Origin of the sequence: Methylobacterium sp. WL116, assembly GCF_008039455.1 — a bacterium.
Lineage (GTDB): Bacteria > Pseudomonadota > Alphaproteobacteria > Rhizobiales > Beijerinckiaceae > Methylobacterium.
This window is the reverse complement of record NZ_VRUV01001034.1, coordinates 1-685: the sequence shown is the minus strand read 5'-3', so window position 1 is coordinate 685 and position 685 is coordinate 1. Positions and strand designations below refer to the sequence as shown.

Genomic DNA, 685 nt, shown 5'->3' with positions numbered 1-685 from the left:
GCACCAAAAAGCGGGCCGCAAAACAAGGTGTGACGCGATCGGCCCCGGCCCCGCGACCACACGATCCTCGGGTCTCGAAGCTTTTGGAGATATCTATGACGCTCTTGAAGAGCACCCTGCTTGCTTCGGCCGCCGGCTTCGCCGCCGTCGCCGGCGCCCAGGCTGCCGATTTGCCGGTCAAGAAGGCCGCCCCCATCGAGTACGTCCGCGTCTGCTCCGCCTACGGCGCCGGCTTCTTCTACATTCCCGGCACCGACACCTGCCTCCGCCTTTCGGGTCGCGCCCGCTTCGACGCTGCCTACCAGCCGTCGTACTCGCGCCAGAACGGTTCGAACAACGGTGACACCACCGGCTACCGCACCCGCCTGCGCATCAACCTCGACGCCCGCACCCAGACTGCCTACGGCACCCTTCGCGCGTTCGTGCGCCTGGAAGCCGGCAGCGGCTCCGGCTATTCCGGTCTCGGCACCTCGGGCACGAACCAGCGCATCGGCAACGCCTACCCGGCTCTCGGTGTCGATCAGTTCGGCCGGCTGCAGCAGTACGTGAACGCCGACAAGGCCTTCATCCAGTTCGCGGGCTTCACCGCCGGTCGCGCCTCGTCGTTCTTCGACTTCTACGCTCACGACTTCGAGCTGGCCGGCGCCACCGCCGGCTCCGACGTGTCCTCGACCAACCTGATCGC

At 67.2% G+C, this 685-nt stretch carries 1 protein-coding gene; it reads left to right on the top strand.

Annotation, left to right across the window (positions count from 1 at the left end; genetic code table 11):
• Positions 1-95: 95 nt before the first annotated feature.
• Positions 96-685 (top strand): porin (locus FV223_RS29250; RefSeq protein WP_187276303.1); only part of this gene is annotated, 590 nt, incomplete at its 3' end.